This window comes from Flavobacterium eburneipallidum (assembly GCF_027111355.2).
Taxonomy (GTDB): Bacteria; Bacteroidota; Bacteroidia; order Flavobacteriales; family Flavobacteriaceae; genus Flavobacterium; species Flavobacterium eburneipallidum.
Genome location: NZ_CP114291.2, coordinates 1,949,943 through 1,971,039, shown reverse-complemented (window position 1 = coordinate 1,971,039; position 21,097 = coordinate 1,949,943). Strand labels below are relative to the sequence as shown.

General features: G+C 33.8%; 18 protein-coding genes and 1 other RNA gene. 10 read left to right on the top strand and 9 right to left on the bottom strand.

Features of this window, described 5'->3' with window-relative positions; all coding sequences use genetic code 11:
• Positions 1-60: 60 nt before the first annotated feature.
• A complete protein-coding gene (gene pelA, locus OZP15_RS08115) occupies positions 61-1,269 on the top strand; it encodes a pectate lyase (protein WP_281335827.1) in 1,209 nt (402 codons plus the stop codon).
• A gap of 54 nt (positions 1,270-1,323) precedes the next feature.
• Here the strand turns inward: pelA and OZP15_RS08110 are convergent, their stop codons facing one another.
• The 3 genes from OZP15_RS08110 to OZP15_RS08100 are packed head-to-tail and all read right to left on the bottom strand — an operon-like array spanning position 1,324 to position 2,516.
• Complete coding sequence (locus OZP15_RS08110) at positions 1,324-1,698, bottom strand: DoxX family protein (protein WP_269225002.1); 375 nt, start codon at positions 1,696-1,698, stop codon at positions 1,324-1,326.
• Between the two features lie 12 nt (positions 1,699-1,710).
• Entirely contained in the window at positions 1,711-2,202 is a 492-nt protein-coding gene (locus OZP15_RS08105) for an SRPBCC family protein (protein WP_269225001.1), read from the bottom strand.
• Entirely contained in the window at positions 2,199-2,516 is a 318-nt protein-coding gene (locus tag OZP15_RS08100; protein WP_269225000.1) for an ArsR/SmtB family transcription factor, read from the bottom strand. The genes OZP15_RS08105 and OZP15_RS08100 overlap by 4 nt, the downstream gene beginning before the upstream one ends.
• Positions 2,517-2,685: 169 nt before the next feature.
• On the opposite strand from OZP15_RS08100, the gene OZP15_RS08095 reads away from it, so the two are divergent.
• Positions 2,686-3,504, top strand: a complete 819-nt coding sequence (locus OZP15_RS08095) for a DUF3822 family protein (protein WP_269227897.1) — start codon at positions 2,686-2,688, stop codon at positions 3,502-3,504.
• Complete coding sequence (locus OZP15_RS08090) at positions 3,501-4,097, top strand: RsmD family RNA methyltransferase (RefSeq protein WP_269224999.1); 597 nt, start codon at positions 3,501-3,503, stop codon at positions 4,095-4,097. The genes OZP15_RS08095 and OZP15_RS08090 overlap by 4 nt, the downstream gene beginning before the upstream one ends.
• Positions 4,098-4,110: 13 nt before the next feature.
• Here OZP15_RS08090 and OZP15_RS08085 read toward each other — a convergent pair whose 3' ends face one another.
• Positions 4,111-4,644 carry a DUF3575 domain-containing protein gene (locus OZP15_RS08085; RefSeq protein ID WP_269224998.1) on the bottom strand — a complete coding sequence of 178 codons (534 nt, stop codon included), beginning with the start codon at positions 4,642-4,644 and terminating at the stop codon, positions 4,111-4,113.
• Positions 4,645-4,664: 20 nt separating this feature from the next.
• Positions 4,665-4,976: RNase P RNA component class A (gene rnpB / locus OZP15_RS08080), an RNA gene on the bottom strand.
• Between the two features lie 187 nt (positions 4,977-5,163).
• Here rnpB and OZP15_RS08075 point away from each other — a divergent pair.
• The 3 genes from OZP15_RS08075 to OZP15_RS08065 all read left to right on the top strand — a co-directional run bounded on the left by OZP15_RS08075 (position 5,164) and on the right by OZP15_RS08065 (position 9,673).
• On the top strand, positions 5,164-5,691 hold the full coding sequence (locus OZP15_RS08075; RefSeq protein WP_269224997.1) for a superoxide dismutase family protein: 528 nt from the start codon (positions 5,164-5,166) through the stop codon (positions 5,689-5,691).
• A gap of 226 nt (positions 5,692-5,917) precedes the next feature.
• The gene (locus OZP15_RS08070; protein WP_269224996.1) at positions 5,918-6,379 is read left to right on the top strand and encodes a nuclear transport factor 2 family protein; all 462 of its coding nucleotides are present in this window, start codon (positions 5,918-5,920) and stop codon (positions 6,377-6,379) included.
• Between the two features lie 219 nt (positions 6,380-6,598).
• Positions 6,599-9,673, top strand: a complete 3,075-nt coding sequence (locus OZP15_RS08065) for a PAS domain S-box protein (RefSeq protein ID WP_281335826.1) — start codon at positions 6,599-6,601, stop codon at positions 9,671-9,673.
• A gap of 75 nt (positions 9,674-9,748) precedes the next feature.
• On the opposite strand, the gene rho is transcribed toward OZP15_RS08065, so the two are convergent.
• Positions 9,749-11,560, bottom strand: coding sequence for a transcription termination factor Rho (gene rho, locus OZP15_RS08060; protein ID WP_281335825.1), 1,812 nt, complete (start codon positions 11,558-11,560; stop codon positions 9,749-9,751).
• A gap of 182 nt (positions 11,561-11,742) precedes the next feature.
• Between rho and OZP15_RS08055 the strand changes: the two genes are divergently transcribed.
• Together OZP15_RS08055 and recG are read left to right on the top strand one after the other, a co-directional pair.
• Positions 11,743-12,156 (top strand): DUF4293 domain-containing protein, encoded by a 414-nt coding sequence (locus OZP15_RS08055; RefSeq protein ID WP_281335824.1) that lies wholly within the window; start codon positions 11,743-11,745, stop codon positions 12,154-12,156.
• Positions 12,157-12,385: 229 nt separating this feature from the next.
• Positions 12,386-14,494, top strand: coding sequence for an ATP-dependent DNA helicase RecG (gene recG, locus OZP15_RS08050; protein ID WP_281335823.1), 2,109 nt, complete (start codon positions 12,386-12,388; stop codon positions 14,492-14,494).
• 258 nt (positions 14,495-14,752) lie between these two features.
• Here the strand turns inward: recG and OZP15_RS08045 are convergent, their stop codons facing one another.
• From OZP15_RS08045 to OZP15_RS08035, 3 genes are all read right to left on the bottom strand, one after another.
• On the bottom strand, positions 14,753-15,010 hold the full coding sequence (locus tag OZP15_RS08045) for a Txe/YoeB family addiction module toxin (protein WP_125014257.1): 258 nt from the start codon (positions 15,008-15,010) through the stop codon (positions 14,753-14,755).
• A 1-nt stretch (position 15,011) separates the two neighbouring features.
• On the bottom strand, positions 15,012-15,266 hold the full coding sequence (locus tag OZP15_RS08040) for a type II toxin-antitoxin system Phd/YefM family antitoxin (RefSeq protein WP_269224991.1): 255 nt from the start codon (positions 15,264-15,266) through the stop codon (positions 15,012-15,014).
• Positions 15,267-15,413: 147 nt separating this feature from the next.
• Positions 15,414-16,463, bottom strand: coding sequence for a DUF2806 domain-containing protein (locus OZP15_RS08035; protein WP_269224990.1), 1,050 nt, complete (start codon positions 16,461-16,463; stop codon positions 15,414-15,416).
• A gap of 380 nt (positions 16,464-16,843) precedes the next feature.
• Here OZP15_RS08035 and OZP15_RS08030 point away from each other — a divergent pair, with 380 nt between their 5' ends.
• Together OZP15_RS08030 and OZP15_RS08025 are read left to right on the top strand one after the other, a co-directional pair.
• Positions 16,844-17,899: an efflux RND transporter periplasmic adaptor subunit gene (locus OZP15_RS08030; protein WP_281335822.1), complete on the top strand. Its 1,056-nt coding sequence runs from the start codon at positions 16,844-16,846 to the stop codon at positions 17,897-17,899.
• Between the two features lie 87 nt (positions 17,900-17,986).
• Positions 17,987-21,082 (top strand): efflux RND transporter permease subunit, encoded by a 3,096-nt coding sequence (locus tag OZP15_RS08025; RefSeq protein WP_281335821.1) that lies wholly within the window; start codon positions 17,987-17,989, stop codon positions 21,080-21,082.
• Positions 21,083-21,097 lie beyond the last annotated feature (15 nt).

Genomic DNA, 21,097 nt, shown 5'->3' with positions numbered 1-21,097 from the left:
AAACAAAACTATTAAATCAATATCTTTGAAAATAACTAAACCAAAAACCTATTTTTAACCATGAAATTATTTAATAAACCAATCAAAAGAAATACTGTTCTGCTAACAATGTTACTAACAGCATCTTCATTTTATTACTCAACCGCACAAACTTCTGGAGAAAACAAAACCATAATTAGTACCAAACCTTTTCAAGATGGAGTTAATCATTGGTATCATATTAAAGACAAAACCAATATTGTAAATCCAATTCCGAATCAACCGCAATATGCTGAAACCGATTATACCAATATAGCCGACAATATCATCTATTTTCAACGAAATAATGGAGGTTGGCCCAAGAATTACGACATGAGAGCGATTTTGACACCAGAACAAATTGAGGCAGTTGTTTCTACAAAATCAAGTACGCACACTACATTTGATAATGCTACAACTTATACCCACATCGATTATTTAGCTCAAGTTTATACACTTACCAACATAGAAAAATACAAAACAGCCTGCTTGAAAGGAATCGATTTTATTCTGGATGCACAATATGCTAATGGTGGTTGGCCACAATATTTCCCGCTAGAAAAAGGATACAGTCGCCACATTACTTTCAATGATGGTGCTTATATGGGCATTATGAATCTCTTGAAAAAAATAATTTCTGACGATCCTAATTTTACTTTTATTGACACTAAAACAAAAGCAAAATTGACCAAATCTTACCAAAAAGGAATTGATTGCATCTTGAAAATGCAAATTGTAGATCAAGGAAAATTGACCGCATGGTGCCAACAACATAACGAAATCACTTTAGCTCCAGCTTGGGCAAGAGCCTTTGAACCACCAAGCATTTGCAATGGCGAAAGTGCCGGAATCGTTTCTTTCTTGATGACAATTGATAATCCGAATGAGGAAATAATTAAATCGGTGCAAGCTGCTGTCAAATGGTTTTCGGATTCGAAAATATACAACACCCGAATTGAAAACTTTGACGCACCACAATTTGAATCTAAATACATGACGGTTACTAAAGATAATAAAGTCGTAATTGATTCTACCGCACCACCTATTTGGACTCGTTATTATGAATTAGGAACAGGAAAACCTTTATTTTGCGACAGAGATAGTAAATATTTGTATTCCTTGGCAGAAGTCAGTAGAGAAAGACGTGTGGGTTATTCTTGGTACACCTACAATCCAGAATCAGTGTTGAAAAAATATCCCAAATGGCAAAAAAGATGGGCTCCAACAACTGATGTTTTAAGTTCTAAATAGATACAAAAAAGCGTGAATTTTGTAATTCACGCTTTTTTTTGGATTCATTTTTTATTAAAATAAGGGAGCGTACTTTTCCTTATTTTGAAGCATTATCCAAATTAATATAACACTTAAAACACCTGCAAAAGGCAAACCACTAGAATCTTGTACTATATTAGTCAAGACAATTCCAACCATAATAGGAAAAATTACTAATGCTCCTAATGCTCGTGTTCTTGGTATAATTATCAATAAACCACCCACGACTTCTACAATTCCAACAAGCGGCATCAACCAGCCAATTTCTGTAAAGGCAGCCATTGCTTTTAGCATTTTTTCAGGTAAATTTTCAGGCATGGGCATGTAATTCAAAAACTTATTTAATCCTCCATTGATAAACAAGAGACCAAATAAAAGGCTTAAAACGAATGTGATTTTGTTTTTCATAGTATAATTGATTTAAGAGTTAGCGAATATTTCATCCAAATTATTTAATGCCATGGTAAATCCTTCTTTGAAGCCAAAGCTAATTATAGTTTCTAAATCTGCCAAAGTTTTATGTTTAATAACAATATGGACTACAGTTGTATTTCCATTATCCATAAAATCGATATTCCAATCGGAACGTGGCATTTCATCATTTAGATTTCCATTTTCATCACAAAAAGCATCCAAAAATTTGAAATTAGTTTTAGGCGTGATTGAAGTGTAGTCTGCCAATGCCCAGTGTTCCTCGCCTTCTGGACCACACATCGCATAGAGTCTTCGACCACCTTCTTTGAATTCCATTGATTTGGTTTTAGACAACCAAGGTTTTGGCGCCCACCATTGATCTAATAGTTCAGGTTTTGTGTACGCATCCCAAACCAAATCAGCTTTTGCTGCAAATTCTTTTTTTACATGTACTGTACTCGTTTCTTTGTTTACAATAAAATCGAATGGTAAATTCATAGTTGTTTTTTTAAGGTTATTAATAAATCGTCTAGTTGATCGAAGCGAGTTTCCCAAATGACCTTGAATTGTTCGAGCCATTTATCAATTTCTTTCATTTTATCAATTTCAAGGCTGTAATAAATTTCTCTTCCTTTATAATTTTGTTTGACTAACTCACATTCCGTTAGTATTTTCAAATGTTTTGAAACTGCTTGTCTGGTAGTATCAAAATGTTCCGCAATAGCATTTGGTGTCATCGCTTGCATGGCAATGAGCGTGATAATAGCTCTTCGTGTTGGATCTGCAATGGCTTGAAAAATATCTCTTCTCATTTTTTTCCTTACTATTAAAAAAACATTTGACTACAAATATATGCAACTTTTTGGTTTCGCATTTGTTTCAAGGATTTTTTAATAAACAAAATTCATCAATCTCATTTTATATCCCTCGAAAATGATTTTAGATATTGCTATTGAATTTTTAATTTGTAAGTTTGCAACTATGTCGATTACCGCAACCATTACCGATAAAAAATACAAAAAACTCTCGCTTCAGGTTTCGTTGACGGGACTTTCTTTTTGTGTTTTTGACACTTTAAGTAACACGATTATCTCTGTCAAAGAAATTCATTTTGACACCTTCCATAAAGCCACTAAAATCGAAGAATTATTTGGAGATGCTTTTAGAGAAAATTCAGAATTAAAAGATTCTTATGATGAAATAATGGTGATTCACAACAACAATCTTTCAACATTTGTACCTGAACCACTTTTTGACGAAAATTTTTTAGGAAGCTATTTACAATACAATACCAAGGTTTTTGAAACCGATTTTTTTGCTTTTGACGAAATCCAGCATTACCAAATGAATGCGGTTTACATTCCGTATGTGAACATCAATAATTTTTTTATTGATCAATTTGGCACTTTTGATTATAAACATGCCAATAGTATCTTGGTTAGCAAATTATTGGATTTATCTAAAAACAATGACGACAAAAAAATGATTGTGAATTTCAATCCTGGACATTTTGAAGTTGTTGTAGTTCAAAATCAAAAATTATTGTTGTTCAATTCTTTCGATTATCAAACGCCAGAAGATTTTCTGTATTATTTGCTTTTCACTGCCGAACAATTGAATATGAATCCCGAGAATTTTAAACTAGAATTATTGGGAACCATTGCCGAGGAAGATGATTTTTATCAATTGGCTTACAAATACATTCGAAACGTATCCTTGTTTGATGTATCAAATTTGCAAAAAAACAACTCATTTTCAACTGCCCAAAATCAGAAACATTTTATTTTATTCCAATCGTGAGAATCATTTCAGGTAAATATAAAGGAAGACGTATTTTTCCGCCCAAAGGACTTCCCGTTCGCCCCACAACCGATATGTCTAAAGAAGCATTATTCAATGTTTTGAACAATCATTTCAGTTTTGAAGGCTTAAAAGTTTTGGATTTATTCTCCGGAACAGGAAATATCAGTTTCGAATTTGCTTCTCGTGGCAGTACACCTATCACTTCTGTAGATGCTGATTTTGGTTGTGTAAAATTCATTAAGCAAGTGGCTGCCGAATATGATTTTAATATTGCGGCTACCAAAAGTGATGTTTTCACGTTTTTAGAGAGAAACAAAGCGACTTATAATATTATTTTTGCCGATCCTCCTTATGGTTTAGACCAGAAAACTTTTGAAAAAGTAGTCTTGAGCGTTTTCGAAAAAGACATTTTACATAAAGAAGGAATGATGATTATTGAACATTCTAAATACACCAAACTGGAGCATTTGGAAAATTTTTCATTCAAGAAAAGTTATGGTGGTTCTATCTTTAGCTTTTTCGAATTTGAAAAGTCGAATGACGAAGAAAATGATGATGAAGATTTATTCGAGGATTCTGAAGAGGAATAAAATTAAGCTATCGCTATTTTCCAATTACCCAACCTAATGTAAAGTTCACAACTGGAGAAAAACCATAATCCTCTTTGGAAAATACATAGCCTGCTCCTAAATTCAAATCTAAATTGAATTTGTGTTTATACGTCCTTTGAAAACCCCAAACAGGAGCAATTGTAACCGATGAATGTGATGATTCATACGAATCATGAGTTGTAATTGACCTAAAATTATAATACGCCGCCATAGCAATAAATCCGCCTGAATTATAAGAAGTTACTTTTCCTTTGGCAGCTCTTTTTTCTAAATTATAATAATGACGAAATTGTTCTTGAACATAAGGATAAATAGTCCAATTCTCGCCCAAGCTATTATTTGTATAACCGTAACCCGCAGATATTTCAGAGAAAAGTGTATTTTTATTATTTAAACCATATTCAAAAACCAATCCAGGTAACAATACATTAATTTTAAATTGAGACTTTTCTACCGAAGGGGAATTTTGCGATTGAACAAAAGAAGATAAAAGCAATAAAAAGACTAGCGATTTAGAAAATCTCATAAAAGTTTATTTAAAAATAATAAAAAAGCAGACCTATAAGCCGGATTCTGTCTCCAATATATTGGAGCCTTATCATTTATCTAGGCACAAAATTACTCGTGTGCTCTATCTTTCTACCCTTCGACAACGGGCGAGAAACCCTTAAATGCCGATATACTTGAAATTTCACCGCATAGAGTTTACCTGGTTTCACTACAGCATTACCTGTACATACTTTCTGTTGCACTTGTCCTAATCCGATTGCTCGAACCGACGGGCGTTACCCGCTATGCTTCTCTGTGGTGTCCGGACTTTCCTCCCCTATATATCGAGGCGATAAGGCGGTCTGCGGTGCAAATTTAATACAATTAAAATTGTTTTCAATTTTTTAATCCTTTCACTTTAACAAGTCTTTTACAAATAGTTAATTATAAGATAATTATCTTTATATTAATGAATAAATAATAATTTAACAAGTTCAAATCAAACCTTACGACTACTAATACTTACATTTGTATATCCTAAATTAAAATTCTCGATATGAAAAAAATAATCTTTTCGGCAGCACTAATTACAGCTATAATAATTGGATGCAAAACAAAAACAAATCCAGATGATTCAAAAAAACTGAATTTAGCCTTTGAATCTAAAAGCAACAGCTCTGTAAGCGGAACTGCTACATTTACAGAAAAAAAGGGACAAGTAACTTTTGTGGCAAAACTATCAGGATTATCACCAGGAATTCATGCTATTCATATTCACGAAAAATCAGATTGCTCGGCTGCTGACGGTACTTCGGCTGGAGGGCATTGGAATCCAACTTTTAAAAAACACGGAAAATGGGGCGTAGCTGAACACCACAAAGGAGATATTGGTAATTTTACTGCTGATCAAAAAGGGAATGGAACAATCACACTAACTACCAATGAATGGTGCATTGGCTGTGAAGACACTACAAAAGACATTCTTGGGAAAGGATTGATTGTACATCAAGGAACAGACGATTTTACATCGCAACCCGCTGGAAATGCTGGAGCCAGAGTAGCTTGTTCTGCAATTATAAAATAATTAAAAACAGAAAATTCTTTAAATTTTTATTTTAAATTTATAAAACCAGTTTGTATTGAACTGGTTTTTTTGTTTGAAATAATTTCTAAATATTAATGTAAAAAAACTCAATCAGCTCAAAAACAAGCATTATATGAGATTTCAATAAAATTCAAGGTATAAAAAACAAAATTTCGCATTAAAAAACCAAAAAAAAACATTATTTTTACTTCTAACTTACACACTAATGACTTCAAACGAAATAACACTCACTAAATTTTATACTGCATTTTCAAAAGGAAATCCTGTAGAAATGTGTGAATGTTATCACCCTAAAATCAAATTTAGAGACCCAGCATTTGGATTGTTGAAAGGAGATGATGTGTGTAAAATGTGGAATATGTTATTGAAAAAAAATAAAAATAGTATCGAAATTATTTTTTCTGAAATAATAGCTGACGAAAACACGGGATCTGCACATTGGATAGCTACTTACACCTTTAGTCAAACCAACAGAAAGGTAGTAAATAATATTAGGTCTCAATTTTTATTTGAAGATGGTTTGATAATCAAACATACTGATGATTTTGATATATGGAAATGGGCAAAACAAGCTTTGGGATGGAAAGGAAGACTTTTTGGATGGACTGGATTTATGCAAAATAAAATTCAACAAAAAGCACTAAAATCACTCCATAAATATTCTTGAAATTTTTAATTTAAAAAGAAAGTAATTCAACTAAATAATAATAAATCCTATCTTAAAAATAATATTTCGTTGACTTCATACACAATTATTTTAATAAAAAAACTAAAATTTACCCTTATTTTTATTGCTTAACTTCAAGATTTTATAACTAAATTTATAAAATACCATCAAAGTAAAACCACACCACATCATAATAAGTAGAACAGCATTCATTCAAAAATGAAAGAGAACGCATCAAAAATACCATCAAAATTTGCTCAAGAAATCGATAATAAATATAAAACTATTTTCGATTCAAATAGAGATAGCATAACCATATTCAGGCTAAATGATGACAATACTCCAGGTAATTTTATAGATGTAAATCCAGCCACAATAGCACTTCTTGGTTACTCTAGAAAAGAATTATTAACTATGAGTGTTCGAGATATCGAAAACCTGTCAGATGAAGAAAGAAAAAAAAGAATCGAAGATTTACTGGCAAATGGTAAAATTATTTTTACTACAAAAATCAAAAATAAAGCTGGAAAAAATAGAGAGGTTGAAGTAGAAACTTTTTTGATAAACCACGAAAATCAACCTGCTTTTATGAATATCACAAGGGATATTACGGAACGCAAACAAATGGAAATTAGCTATAAAAAAGCACATCAAAATTTAGTTACCCTTATTGACGCCATCCCAGATTTATTATTTGAAATAGGATTAGATGGTAAAATTCATCATTATCACTCGGGTCGTAATGATTTACTAGCTGTTCCAGAAGAAGAGTTTATTAATAAATTTTTTTATGATATTTTGCCTCCTGATGTATCTGCTATTTGCCAAAAAGCCATATCAGAAGCTAACCAAAAAGGATGGTCTGGTGGAGCACAATATTCATTAGATTTACCCAATGGTAAATCTTGGTTTGAAATATCAGTATCACGCATTAATGAAGATGCGGATAAAGAAACCCATTTTATCCTACTAGCCAGAGATATTACACAAAGAAAAGAAGCCGAAAAAGTACAATCAGATGCACTAGATTTGCTTCAAAACATTACAAGCCGAGTACCAGGGATCGTTTATCAGTATAAATTACATCCTGACGGAAGTTCCTGTTTTCCTTATGCCAGTGATGGTATGAAGCAAATCTACGGAGTAGAACCTAAAGATGTAAAAAAAGATGCTTCTATAATAACCGATATTATTCATCCCGATGATTTTTCTCAAATTATGGATTCTATTTTAGAGTCAGCAAAAAACTTAACACAATGGAATCAAGAGTATCGAGTTATTCTAAAAAACAAAACCGTTAGAAACGTATTTGGAACGGCAACACCACAATTAGAAGAAGACGGATCAGTACTGTGGCATGGATTTATTACGGATATCACCGACAAAAAAGTTATTGAAGAATCCCTTCGGGAAAGTGAAGAAAAATACCGTGGACTTATTGAAAACTCTCCCGATACTGTAGTAATTTATAGAGATGGTATCATTGTATTTACAAATGATGAAGGCATTAGAATGGTAGGCGGAAAATCCAAAGATGACATCATTGGAAAACCTGTTCTCGACTTTATTCACCCAGATAGTATAGATAGCGTACTGCAAAGAATGGAAGAAGTAACAAGAGACGAAAAAGCATCCAAAATAATTGAAGAAAAATTCATCGACCTAAACGGAAAACCTATTTTTGTTGAGATAAAAGCCATACCAACTGTTTTTGAAAAAAAGCCAGCAGTTCAGGTCATCATTCATGATATTACTCAAACAAAACAAAATCAAGAAAAAATCAAACAGCTTTCGCAAGCAGTAGAACAAAGTCCTGTTACCATAATCATTACCAATACGTATGGTGAAATTGAATATGTAAATCCTAAATTTACTGCAACCACAGGCTATTCTTTTGAAGAAATAATAGGAAAAAACCCAAGAATATTAAAATCCAATCATACCTCTCCTGACGATTATGAACAGCTATGGAAAACCATTTCGTCAGGAAATGCTTGGCACGGTGAGTTTCACAATGTTCGAAAAAACGGAGAACTCTACTGGGAATCATCCTCAATATCACCAATATTAAACGTCGAAGGAAAAACAACCCATTATATTGCCATTAATGAAGATATTACCGAACGCAAAAAGGTTGAAAAACAACTCATCAATGCCAAAGAAAAAGCAGAGGAAAGCGACCGATTAAAATTAGCTTTTTTGGCTAATATGAGTCACGAAATTCGAACACCTATGAACGGAATTCTAGGTTTTACCGAACTTTTAAAAGCTCCTAATTTAGCTGGAAAAGAACAACAAGAATACATAACAATTATCGAAAAAAGTGGCGTGAGAATGCTTAATATCATCAATGATATTATTAGTATTTCAAAAGTAGAATCCGGTCAAATTGAAGTCTCATTATCTGAAACTAATATCAACGAACAGATAGATTATCTGTATCATTTTTTTAAACCTGAAGCCACTCAAAAAGGAATTAAATTATATACCAATACTTTATTAGAAACAAAAGAAGCTATTTTGCTTACTGATAAAGAAAAGCTATATGCTATTTTAACCAATCTTGTCAAAAATGCCATAAAATTTACCGATTCTGGTACAATCGAATTTGGCTACCGCAAAAAAGAAAAATTCCTAGAATTTTATGTAAAAGACAGTGGATTAGGAATTTCAAGTTCGCAACAAAAAATTATATTCGAAAGATTCCGACAAGCCAATGACACTATAAGTCGTTCGCACGAGGGATCTGGTTTAGGACTAGCCATTTCCAAAGCTTATGTAGAAAAACTGGGCGGCAAAATATGGGTTACAAGTGAAGAAGGCAAAGGCAGTACATTCTATTTTACCATTCCGTTTGATGCAATTTCTAAAACAAAAGAAATTCCTTTTTACGAAACAGTAACAACAGAAGTAAAAACAACGAGCATAACCAAGAATTTAAAGGTTTTAGTGGTTGAAGATGATGCTATTTCACAATTACTAATTGCTATTGCCTTAAAGCCTTTTGCCAAAGAAATATTAAAAATAAGCACAGGTATTGAAGCCATTGAAATTTGTAAAAACAACACCGATATTGATTTGGTAATGATGGACATCAATATGCCTGAAATGAGTGGTCATGATGCTACGAAAGCAATTCGAGAATTCAATAAAGATTTAATCATCATTGCACAAACTGCAAATGGTATGCAAAGCGATAGAGATGATGCCATTGCTGCTGGCTGCACAGATTATATTTCAAAACCTGTAAATATTACTATCTTAAATGAACTAATAGAAAAGTATTTTATATGAAACTATTGAGTTATTTGTTATGATTTAGAACTTCAAAAAAAACCGCAAATTATCTCTAATTTGCGGTATTATATTTTAATCATTCATCGAAATCAAAAACTCTTCATTATTCCTGGTCTTCTTGAAGCGATCGTTGATGAAGTCCATTGCCTCAACAGGATTCATATCCGAAAGGTATTTTCTCATAATCCACATTCTTTGTAAGGTATCTTTGTCAAGAAGCAAATCGTCTCTTCTGGTACTTGAAGAAGTTAAATCAATAGCTGGAAAAATACGTTTGTTGGCAATTTTGCGATCCAATTGTAATTCCATATTACCCGTTCCTTTGAATTCTTCAAAAATAACTTCATCCATTTTAGAACCTGTTTCAGTCAATGCTGTGGCAATGATACTTAACGAACCTCCATTCTCCACATTTCTCGCTGCTCCAAAGAAACGTTTTGGTTTTTGCAACGCATTTGCATCTACTCCACCACTCAATACTTTACCAGATGCGGGTTGTACTGTATTGTATGCTCTGGCTAGACGGGTAATCGAATCCAATAAAATCACAACATCGTGACCACATTCTACCAAACGTTTTGCTTTTTCAAGAACAATATTCGCAATTTTTACATGCTCTTGTGGCTCTCTGTCAAAAGTAGAAGCAATTACTTCACCACGGACACTTCTTTGCATATCAGTTACCTCTTCTGGACGCTCGTCAATCAATAAAACGATTAAATAAACCTCGGGATGATTGGCTGCAATAGCATTGGCAATGTCTTTCAACAACATGGTTTTACCCGTTTTGGGTTGCGCCACAATCATACCACGCTGTCCTTTTCCTATTGGAGAGAATAAATCGATGATACGAGTAGAAATTGTACTTTGTCTTTCGGCTAATTTGAATTTTTCAGAAGGAAAAACTGGAGTCAAATGTTCGAATGATACTCTGTCACGAACCACTTGTGGATCGTGTCCATTAATCTTTAAAACACGAACCAATGGAAAGAATTTTTCGCCCTCTTTTGGAGGACGAACCACCCCTTTTACAGTATCTCCAGTTTTTAGTCCAAACAATCTAATTTGGGAAGTCGATAAATAAATATCATCTGGTGAAGCCAAATAATTATAATCCGAAGAACGAAGAAATCCGTAACCATCAGGCATCATTTCTAGAACGCCTTCACTTTCTATAATACCATCAAATTCAAAATCAGAATCTCTAAAATTATTGTTTTTCTTGTTCTTAAAATTTGGATTTGCATTCCCGTTCCCATTTCCATTAGGTTGCACTCTGTTCGTTTGCGCCTCTGATCCGTTTTGATTCGGATTTTGATTTTGCTTACGCAATTGGTTTGGGTTTATTTTTTTTATAGGAGCAGTTGCTTCTTGATTTTCTGTATTTTCAGGAGTTTCAACAGTTGAATTTACCTCATTCCCTTCTGTTGATTCTGTTTCGTTACTCGCTAATTTGGCTTCTTCCTTTTGCTTTTGCAAAGCCATTTTCTTTTCGTAGGCTGATTTATTAAATTTAATAATCTTACCTACTTTTTTTTCTTCTGTAACAGGCACAACCTCATCTGTAGTAATTGTTTCTTGAAATGGTGCAACAACTGTTTCTACAGAAGCATTTTCATCAGTAAAAAGGGAAGCAGTAGAAGGTTTCTGTACGGGTGTTTTCTTCTCCGCAACAATTCGAACTCTTTTAGGTTTATCGTCTTCTGTTTTGTTTTCTACTTTTTTATTTTTTGGTGTAGTATCAGAACTTGCAGATTGAAGTTCCAAAATTTGGTTAATCAAAACCTCTTTTTTTACTCCGTTAAATTTTATTGTTTTAGCAGCTTTAGCTATTTCTTGAAGCTCGGAAAGCTTCATTTCTTTTAATACAGAAATGTCAAACATAAATGTTCTATGATTTTAAATAAGTTGGGGATTACTATAAAAGTGTGTAGTAAAATTTGATGATTGAATATACCGAAGAATGAAGTACTTACGGATTTGTTATGCAATAATACGAAATAAATTTTAGGATACAATAGTATTTATTAAAAAGAAAATATATTTTTGTCAAACAAATCTCAAACATGATACAAAGAATTCAAACGGTATATTTATTTCTTTCCTTTGTGGTAACAGGTATTTTATCGCTTTTTTTACCGCTATGGACTTTAACGAATGGTAAAGAATATTTGGCCAGCGAAAACCAAATATACACTATCCTATTTGGATTAAGTACTGCTTTGAGTGTTTACAGTATTATCATCTTCAAAAAAAGACAAACTCAATTTGTATTAGGCAGATTGAATATAATATTAAATTTAATTTTGTTAGGCTTATTTGTTTATCGTTCACTAAATCTATCTGGAGAAACAATTGCTGTTTCAGAGAAAGGTATTGGGATGTTTCTACCTATTGCGTCTATCGTATTATTAGTGTTAGCTAATAAGGCCATCAAGAAGGATGAAGATCTTGTAAAATCTGTGGACAGATTGAGATAATCCTATAATCTTAAGTTTATGTGCGAAGGAAACCCGAATGAAAGTTCGGGTTTTTTTGTGTTTTTAAATTTACAAACAAAAAACTATCTTCGCTTTTAAAAGATAAAAGAGAAGAGAACAAAGAATACAGACTAAAAAATCCATGTTCCATTCTCTATGTTCTATGTTCTATATTCTTTTTTCTAAAATCTAAAATCAGAACTCTAAACTCTAAACTCTAAAATTACTAATGTCCAATAATCTACTAGAAACTCCCATCGAATACCTCAAAGGCGTTGGTCCTAACAGAGGAACTTTGCTGCGCAAGGAATTGGGAATTCACAAGTACGGACATTTGCTTAATTTTTTTCCAAATAGATATATTGATAGAACCCGTTATTACAAGATAAACGAACTCCAAAATAATATAGCCGAGGTTCAAATCATTGGTAAAATCATCAATATCAAAACCGTTGAATTTGGCAAAAATCAAAAACGATTAGTTGCTACTTTTACAGACGATACAGGACAAATGGAACTCGTTTGGTTTCAGGGTCACAAATGGATTCGGGAAAGTCTGAAGCTAAATGAAATCTGTGTTATTTTCGGAAAATGCACTTCTTTTGGTAATACTTTCAATATGGCGCATCCTGAAATCGAGTTGCTAAAAGAACATGAACAAAGCCTTCGTTCGGCGATGCAACCTGTTTATCCATCGACAGAAACTTTATCCAATCGTGGAATTTCGAATCGGGCAATTAATAAAATGATGCAACAACTGTTTCTAGAAACACAAGCTGTTTTCTCTGAAACCTTGCCTGAATATTTGATTTCCGAATTAAAACTGATTCCAAAAAACGCTGCCTTATTCAATATCCATTTTCCTAAAAGTGCCGAAGCTTTGGCGAAAGCCCAATTCCGATTGAAATTCGAAGAATTGTTCTATATACAATTGCAATTAATCAGCAAAAACCTCATTCGGAAGCACAAAATAAAAGGACATCCGTTTAATAAAGTGGGCGAATATTTTAATGATTTTTATAAAAACCATTTACCTTTTGAACTGACCAATGCCCAAAAAAGAGTCATCAAAGAAATCCGAATTGATATGGGAAGCAATGCTCAAATGAACCGATTATTACAAGGTGACGTTGGTTCAGGAAAAACAATTGTGGCTTTGATGAGTATGCTCATTGCTTTGGACAATGGCTTTCAGGCTTGTTTGATGGCGCCAACAGAAATCCTCGCTAATCAACATTTTAATGGTTTAAGCGAATTAGCCAAAGACCTGAATATCAACATAAAAATCTTAACAGGTTCAACCAAAGTTGCAACTAGAAGAATCATTCACGAAGAACTCGAAAATGGCAGTTTGCACATCCTTATTGGCACACACGCTTTATTGGAAGACAAAGTGAAATTCCAAAATTTAGGTTTGGCAGTGATTGATGAACAGCATCGTTTTGGTGTAGAACAACGTTCCAAGCTTTGGAAAAAGAACGAAATTCCGCCACACGTTTTGGTCATGACCGCTACTCCTATTCCGAGAACTTTGGCGATGAGTTTGTATGGCGATTTGGATATTTCAGTTATTGACGAATTACCTCCTGGTCGAAAACCCATTCAGACGGTACACCGATTTGACAGCAATCGCTTAAAGGTTTGGAAATTTATTCGGGACGAAATTGCCAAAGGAAGACAAATTTATATCGTATATCCGTTGATTGAAGAGTCTAAAAATATGGATTTCAAAGATTTAATGGACGGCTACGAAAGTATTTCTCGTGATTTTCCGTTACCACAATACGCTATTTCTATTCTGCATGGCAAAATGAAACCAGCCGATAAAGATGCCGAAATGAAACGCTTTGCCGAAGGAAAAACCAACATTATGGTCGCCACCACCGTGATTGAAGTCGGCGTAAACATCCCAAATGCGAGTGTAATGATTATCGAAAGTGCCGAACGTTTTGGATTGTCGCAACTCCACCAGCTTCGGGGACGTGTGGGTCGTGGTGCAGAGCAAAGCTACTGCATTCTGATGACGAGCCACAAATTGAGTGCCGACAGCAAAACCCGAATGGAAACCATGACAGGAACCAATGATGGTTTCGAAATTGCCGAAGTCGATCTCAAACTTCGTGGGCCAGGCGACTTGATGGGAACACAGCAAAGTGGGGTTTTGAATTTACAAATTGCCGATATTGTTCGGGACAGGGATATTTTACAATTGGCACGGAATTATGCTCTACAAATTTTAAAAGAAGATGCCCCGATGCAAAAACCAGAAAATGCTATTTTGAGAGCTACTTATATCGAATTGACCAAGAAGAAAAATATCTGGAATTATATTAGTTAAGGGTTTACAAGCGAAATATTCATACTAGCTGGGTATTCTAAAAAATATGAATGTTATTAGTAGTTCTTCGCTGTGCGAAGTCTCCCGACTTCGTACCCAATATTATATGCCGTTACAACTATTTTAGGACTTGTATTTATTACTCCCGTTAAGTTGACTATTGGAATGGGTACGAAGTCGGGAGACTTCGCACAGCACACCCAACTTTTAAGAATGTTTATTTTTAAAGGAACACTTCGCAAAGCTGGGGTAGTACTATTAGTCGTAATGATGTCTACATTTCAAAATTTGAATTTCATCATCGATAAACCTGTAAATCAATCTATGTTCATCATCAATTCTTCTTGACCAAAATCCCGCATATTTGTGTTTCAATGGTTCTGGCTTTCCTATTCCTTCAAAAGGATTTCTCGAAATATCTTTGAGTAGATCATTTATTTTTTTAACTTTCTTCTTGTCTATTTTTTGCCAATACAAATAATCTTCCCAAGATTCATCAACAAATACATATTTCATTTTATTCCTCAATTAAGTCTTTAGAAAATGACTTCCCTTTCTTAAATTTATCAATAGCAGCATCTAACCTACTTTCGTTAGTTCTGTTTGATAATTCATAATTTGTTGCAATGAGTGAATTGTATTCTTCAAGTGAAATAACAACAATCCCTGAATCTTTTCCACGATTTATAATTAGAGTTTCAAAGTTTATTGCTACTCTATCAAAGTAAGATTTAATATCTTTTCTGAAATCTGAAATATTTGCTACTACCATAATTATTATATTTTGTACAAATGTATGTACAATATTTTGATTTTATGCAATATTCGTCAAATTATTACCGCTAGCAATCTTCGCACAGCACACCCAACTTTTAAGAATGTTTATTTTTAAAGGAACACTTCGCAAAGCTGGGCCCTTTTATTTGAATTCTAGTAAAGGTTGAGAATGTGTTATTTGGTCATTTTCGTTTGCTAAAATATATGCGTATTTTATATCAACATTTTCATTTTTAATTGAATTGGCAAAATAAGTCAAGTAGTCAATTGGTGGCGTTGTGTTTATTAACTTTAGAAGTTCGTTACCTGAATTACTGAATACGTTAACTGGCATTTTAATTGTCGGTGTGTTTGCTTTAATATTTGCAAGAAGAATAATGTTTCCTGCAACAAAAATTTTTTGTCTCTCTGTAGTCTGTTGTAATAATTGATGTTTTACATAATCGCCAGTCTGTAATAAGCCAACCTCCGTAAGAAGAGCAATGTCAGTATAACTAATGTTGAATTTTTCATTCATCACATTATCATCATTGCCTTTAAATAGATAATTTTTACCATTTGAATTAATTGCGTAGTTTGCTACTTTCATAAAGATATCAGCTTCCTTTTTGGATAAATTACGTATAAGTTCAAGTGTTCTCAATGAATAAGTTTTAGGCTGTTTTATTTCGCCAGCAAGAATTTTTCCCCATAAAGCTTGCATTTCTTCATTTGAAACTTCCTCTGCAATTTTGAAAAATCTTGTTGTCCAGTCTTCGTCTAAAGATTCGTCAGTAACTGCTTCTTCATTTCTTAATTCTTCAGCCGCAAATGCAGTTACATTTTCAATATTAAGTTGCTTTTTTGCTTCTTGAAAACTTACTCTGTCTTGTGTCCTATTTTCAAGTGAAGGCGTAAGTAAATTTGTTTGTTGTGTTTCGAACAGTAGTTCTTTTGGGGAACTAATTGCTATTTTTTCATCCTTATATTCAATGCCTCCAGTAATTTGAAAATTCTCTTTTACAGCTGTTGCCATAATTTTCATTTCTTTAGCCCTTGCTTCAGCAAGTTTTTCGATTTCATATGCTTTAGTATCAACATCTTTTCTATCGAAGAATGGTTTTGATATTTTCCCAACTGAATTTGAAACAATATCAATTAGTTTGTCAATTGGTAATACTTTTCCAAGTCCTAAAATGTCGTTTAAATTCATTGTTTTCATTTTTTATTAGCATTTCTTTCTTAATAGGGTTGCAACTAACTTGTAGATAGGAGAAACAAACCTTCGCATATACACCCAAAATCAGCTAGATTAGCAAAGGTTTATTTCGCTTTTTGTTTTTTCAAATGTATTCATTTTTTCTTACAACTAATTAAAAGGATTCTTTATTTATCGATCTATTTTTTAGCCCCCAATTAAACCTTCCTATTTTTATACAGTCTTACTTTGTCACTTCAAACAACAAGTACAAATACTACTGTTAATCAGTTGTTAAATTATACCCAAAAGCCCCATTTTTACAAATTTGAACGCCTAAATTTGTTTTTCAAAGTCAAAAGACACAAACTAAATCTCATTTTTTCAACTCTTATATGAAAATAAAAAATCTAATCTACGCCTTGTTAATCATCTCAATTGGCGGTTTTATAGCTTACCGAATAGTATCTAATAAAAGCAAAAACGAAGAATCTAAAAAATTTGGTGACAAAGGAGCTCCAACTGTTGTTACTGGACTGGTAGTAAAAACCAGCACTTTCGATAATAATTTGTCTTTATCTGGTTCTATTGAAGCCAATGAGCAAATAGAAATTCGGAGTGAAGTTTCAGGAATTGTAGAAGGCATTTATTTTACCGAAGGAAGTTTTGTCAACAAAGGACAGGTTTTATTTAAAGTAAACGATATAGAGTTGAAAGCCCAATTAAGACAAGCCACAACCAAAGAAGGATTGACTGCCGAAAACGAAAGAAGAGCCAAATTACTGCTTCAAAAAGAAGCCATCAGTCAAGAAGAATTTGATGTAGCCAGAGCCGATCACGCTTCGGCACAAGCTCAAACCCAATTGATTCGAGCTCAAATTTCTAAAACAGCTGTAAAAGCGCCATTTTCAGGAAAAATTGGTTTGCGTTCTATTTCGCCAGGAAGCTACATTACCCCTACTGTTTTGGTAGCAAAATTGGTGAATACAGGCAAATTAAAAATCACCTTTTCTATTCCTGAAAAATATGCTACGCAAGTAAAATCAGGTTCTACGATAGATTTTACCGTTTCAGGATCGACTAAAGCTTATACTGCCAAAATATATGCTATTGAGCCCGAAGTAGCCATTGCCACTCGTACACTACAAATTCGAGCCATTGCAGACAATACTGACGGTAAACTTTTCCCAGGCACTTTTGCTGATGTAAAATTGCCTTTGAATATTATTAAAGATGCGATTGTTGTGCCAACAGAAGCCATTGTTCCTGTACAAGATGGTAAAAAAGTTTTTATCTCAAATATGGGTAAAGCCAAAGAAGTGATGGTAGAAGCCACAACCCGAACGGATGCCTCAATCTTAATTCTATCTGGATTAAAAGCAGGAGATACTTTAGTAACCAGTGGCGTAATGTCATTGAAAAACGATGCTCCAATTAAAATAAAATTATGAATTAGAAATTACGAATTATGAAGCTTTTAATGTAAGACTCTAATTTGTAACTCATCATTCATAATTTCTAATTCATAATTCAACAAAATGAGTTTATCAACTACAAGCATAAGAAGACCTGTTTTAACCATAGTGTTAAACCTTCTCATCATATTATTCGGTTTTATTGGTTATACTTTTTTAGGCGTTAGAGAATTTCCTTCCATTGACCCAGCACAGGTTTCTATTAGAACCAATTATACTGGAGCCAATGCTGATATTATAGAATCGCAAATTACCGAACCACTCGAAAAAGCAGTGAATGCTATTGATGGTATCAGAAATATTACCTCTACAAGTAATCAGGGAAGTAGCAACATAACCATCGAATTTAATCTAGACAAAGATCTTGAAAGTGCTGCTAATGATGTTCGAGATAAAGTTTCGCAAGCGGTTCGAAATTTACCCCAAGACATTGATGCACCACCTGTGGTTTCTAAAGCCGATGCCGATAGCGAGTCTATTATTTCGATGACGCTACAAAGTGATACTAGAACTGCACTAGAATTAAGCGATTATGCCGAAAATGTAATCTCACAACGATTGGAAACTATTCCTGGTGTGAGTGGTGTTCAAATTTGGGGACAAAAGCGCTATGCCATGCGATTGTGGATTGACCCAATAAAATTAGCCGCTTATGGCTGTACAGTGGCCGAAGTTCGAACTGCACTAAATGCACAAAACGTAGAATTACCCTCCGGAAAGTTAACTGGTAACAACACTGAATTGACGGTAAAAACTATTGGGAACTTATCTACTCCCGAAGAGTTTAACAATATTATTATTCGTACCGAAGGAGACAAAATTATTCGTTTTAGCGATGTAGGAACAGCTAGTTTAGGTGCTGAAAACATCGAAACCAAACTTTCATCATCAGGGCTTCCAATGATTGGTATGGCGATTGTACCCATGCCAGGAGCCAATTATTTAGATATTTCAAAAGAATTTTATAAAAAATATGATGCTCTAAAAAAGGATTTACCAAAGGATATGAAAATCAATATTGCATTAGACAATACTGTTTTCGTAAAAAAATCGGTGCTTGAGGTAGCAGAAACTTTAGGTATTTCGATTCTATTAGTAATCATTATCATTTATTTGTTTTTTAGAGATTGGGCGATTGCTTTTAGACCCTTAATTGACATTCCTGTTTCTCTGATTGCTACCTTTTTTATCATGTGGCTCTTTGGCTTTTCTATCAATGTTTTGACACTGTTAGCTATTGTTTTAGCTACAGGATTAGTAGTTGATGACGGAATTGTAGTGACCGAAAACATCTTCAAAAAAGTCGAAGAAGGAATGACACCAATTGAAGCAGCTATAAAAGGTTCGAACGAAATTTTCTACGCCGTGATTTCTATTTCAGTAACCTTGGCAGCGGTATTTTTGCCTGTAATTTTCCTAGAAGGTTTCGTCGGACGATTGTTTCGAGAGTTTGGTGTCGTTATTGGTGCTGCGGTATTAATTTCTGCCTTTGTATCCTTGACCTTAACACCAATGTTAAACGCTTATTTGATGAAAGGTGGCGAACAGAAAAAATCAAAGTTCTATGTTAAAACAGAACCCTTTTTCGAAAAACTAAACAGCGGTTATGCAGAATCCTTAAAAAGTTTTATGGCAAAAAAATGGATTAGTTTTCCAATCCTAATTGCTTGTTTTGGAATTATTTATTTGTTCTTTACCATTTTACCAAAAGAAACCGCTCCTTATGACGACCGAAGCTCCATAGTGATGCGAATGAACACTCCCGAAGGTTCTTCTTATGAATACACCGATCGCTTCATGCAAGAAATTTCCAAATTGGTAGATGATTCTATCCAAGAAAAAAAAGTAAGTTTGGTAATTACTGCACCAGGATTTAGTACTTCTTCTGTCAATGCTGGATTTGTTAGACTAACATTGAAAGATGTAGGCGAAAGAAAAGCATCGCAAAAAGAAATAGCAGACCAATTATCCAAATGGACTAAAGACTTTCCAAATGCCAAAACCTCGGTTATTCAGCAACCCACTATTGCAGTAAACAGACGTGGAGGCTTGCCTATACAATACATTATTCAAGCACCAACATTTGAAAAACTACGAGAAAAAATTCCTGTTTTTATGGAAGAGGTAGGCAAAAGCGATGTTTTCTCTATTACGGATGTAAATTTAAAATTCAACAAACCCGAAATAAACGTAACAATTGATCGTGAAAAAGCCGAAAGTTTAGGAATTTCTATTCTTGATATTGCACAAACCTTACAACTTTCATTGAGCGGTCAGCGTTTTGGTTACTTTATCAGAAATGGTAAACAATACCAAGTTATTGGACAATTTGACCAAAAAGACCGTTCAAAACCTTTGGATTTAACTTCGATGTTTGTCAAAAATAACAAAGGCGAATTGATACAAATGGACAATGTAGTAAATGTAGAAGAACAAAGTAATCCGCCACAATTGTACCATAACAATAGGTATATGTCGGCTACGATTTCGGCAGGTTTGGCTCCTGGCAAAAGTATGGGAGACGGAATCGATGCTATGAATGAAATTAAAACCAAAGTATTAGACGATACTTTTACTACCGATTTAGGAGGAGAATCTAGAGATTTTATCGAAAGTAGTTCGAATACTTCTTTTGCATTTGGATTGGCATTACTGTTAATTTTCTTGATTTTGGCAGCACAGTTCGAAAGTTTTATTGATCCTTTGATTATTATTCTAACGGTGCCAATGGCGGTGGCTGGAGCTTTATTTTCGCTATGGTTATTCAATCAAACTTGGAATATTTTTAGCCAAATTGGAACCGTAATGCTTATCGGTTTGGTAACCAAAAACGGAATTTTGATTGTCGAATTTGCGAATCAATTGCGTGAACAAGGAAAATCGAAATACGATGCCATTATGGAAGCATCCGAAGCCCGTTTGCGACCAATTTTGATGACCAGTTTAGCCATTGCGTTGGGTGCTTTACCTATTGCAATGTCGCTTGGAGCTGCTTCTACGAGTAGAATTGGAATGGGAGTGGTTATTGTTGGAGGTACCATTTTCTCATTGGCATTGACCCTTTTTGTTATTCCTGCTATTTATTTGATGTGGTCAAAAGCTAGAAAACATTATCCAGAGTTTGATCATATTGAGGAATATGAAAAAGAGAGTAAATAAAAAAAGACGACACGA

Coding starts and splice junctions, on each gene's coding strand:
- OZP15_RS08035 (WP_269224990.1), bottom strand. CDS start 16,463: ATGAATTTAAACGACATTTTAGGACTTGGAAAAGTATTACCAATTGAC.
- OZP15_RS08105 (WP_269225001.1), bottom strand. CDS start 2,202: ATGAATTTACCATTCGATTTTATTGTAAACAAAGAAACGAGTACAGTA.
- OZP15_RS08040 (WP_269224991.1), bottom strand. CDS start 15,266: ATGGTAGTAGCAAATATTTCAGATTTCAGAAAAGATATTAAATCTTAC.
- OZP15_RS08055 (WP_281335824.1), top strand. CDS start 11,743: ATGATACAAAGAATTCAAACGGTATATTTATTTCTTTCCTTTGTGGTA.
- OZP15_RS08095 (WP_269227897.1), top strand. CDS start 2,686: ATGTCGATTACCGCAACCATTACCGATAAAAAATACAAAAAACTCTCG.
- OZP15_RS08030 (WP_281335822.1), top strand. CDS start 16,844: ATGAAAATAAAAAATCTAATCTACGCCTTGTTAATCATCTCAATTGGC.
- OZP15_RS08070 (WP_269224996.1), top strand. CDS start 5,918: ATGACTTCAAACGAAATAACACTCACTAAATTTTATACTGCATTTTCA.
- OZP15_RS08085 (WP_269224998.1), bottom strand. CDS start 4,644: ATGAGATTTTCTAAATCGCTAGTCTTTTTATTGCTTTTATCTTCTTTT.
- OZP15_RS08065 (WP_281335826.1), top strand. CDS start 6,599: ATGAAAGAGAACGCATCAAAAATACCATCAAAATTTGCTCAAGAAATC.
- OZP15_RS08075 (WP_269224997.1), top strand. CDS start 5,164: ATGAAAAAAATAATCTTTTCGGCAGCACTAATTACAGCTATAATAATT.
- recG (WP_281335823.1), top strand. CDS start 12,386: ATGTCCAATAATCTACTAGAAACTCCCATCGAATACCTCAAAGGCGTT.
- rho (WP_281335825.1), bottom strand. CDS start 11,560: ATGTTTGACATTTCTGTATTAAAAGAAATGAAGCTTTCCGAGCTTCAA.
- OZP15_RS08045 (WP_125014257.1), bottom strand. CDS start 15,010: ATGAAATATGTATTTGTTGATGAATCTTGGGAAGATTATTTGTATTGG.
- OZP15_RS08025 (WP_281335821.1), top strand. CDS start 17,987: ATGAGTTTATCAACTACAAGCATAAGAAGACCTGTTTTAACCATAGTG.
- OZP15_RS08110 (WP_269225002.1), bottom strand. CDS start 1,698: ATGAAAAACAAAATCACATTCGTTTTAAGCCTTTTATTTGGTCTCTTG.
- OZP15_RS08100 (WP_269225000.1), bottom strand. CDS start 2,516: ATGAGAAGAGATATTTTTCAAGCCATTGCAGATCCAACACGAAGAGCT.
- pelA (WP_281335827.1), top strand. CDS start 61: ATGAAATTATTTAATAAACCAATCAAAAGAAATACTGTTCTGCTAACA.